A 1,038-nucleotide genomic window follows, 5' to 3' on the forward strand; every position below is an offset into this window, starting at 1 on the left:
GGGGTTCCCGGAGATCAGCCGCGAGGAGTTGTTCCGGTATTTCACGCTGGCCCCGGCTGATCTGGCATTCGTGGATCCGGGCCGCGGCCGGGGTCCGGCGGATCGGTTGGGGCTGGCGGTCGCGTTGTGCACGCTGCCGTGGCTGGGGTTCGTGCCGGACCGGTTGACCACGGCACCGCCGGTGGCGGTGGCCCGGCTCGCCGGACAGCTGCGGGTGGATCCGGTGGAGATCGGCTCGTACGGCAAGCGCGCCAAGACCCGCACCGAGCATGTGCGGCTGGCCGCTCAGTATCTGGGGTGGCGGGTGGCCGGGTCGCTGGAGTCGAAGGAGTTGGACGCGTTCTTGCTGGCGCGGGCGATGGAGCACGATTCCCCGACGCTGCTGTTCCGGCTGGCGTGCGAGTATCTGATCTCGGCGCGGGTGATCCGGCCGGGCCCGGTCACGGTGGTGGAACGAGTCGCGCACGCCCGCCACCAGGCCCAGACCGAAACCTATGACCGGCTCGCGCACGAGTTCACCACCGAGCGGTGCACTGAGCTGGACGCGCTGCTGGTCACCGATCCCTTGCTCGGGGTATCGCGGTTGCGGTGGCTGTCGACCGGCCCGGTGGAGGCGTCCGCGCAGCCGGTGAGGGCCGAGGTCGACAAACTGGGATTCCTGCGCGGGATGGGCGCGGACCGCCTCGATATGTCGGTGCTGCCCGCCGAGCGACGCCGGTTCCTGGCCACAATGGGCCGCCGCCTGACCCCGGAGGCCCTCGAACGTCGTGACCCGCAGCGCCGCTACCCGATCCTGCTGACGGTGCTGGCGCAATCGGCCACCGACGTGCTCGACGAGGTGGTGGCGCTGTTCGACCAGGCGATTTCGGCGAAGTTCGGCCAGGCCGAGCGGCGCATGCGCCACGAGCTGGCCGAACGCGGCAAATCCGGTGAGGACCGCCAAGTCCTGCTGGACGAGCTACTGGCTATCGTCACCGATCCGCGGATCGGTGACGAGGAGATCGGCGGCTTGATCCGGGGCGATGCGATCGGGTGGGA

General features: G+C 70.1%; 1 protein-coding gene. It reads left to right on the forward strand.

Annotated features, from left to right (window positions below; all coding sequences use genetic code 11):
* A partial coding sequence (locus ACWEO7_RS39715; RefSeq protein WP_452431043.1) for a DUF4158 domain-containing protein occupies positions 1-1,038 on the forward strand: 1,038 nt, incomplete at both ends.

The organism is Nocardia sp. NPDC004260 (assembly GCF_053603155.1).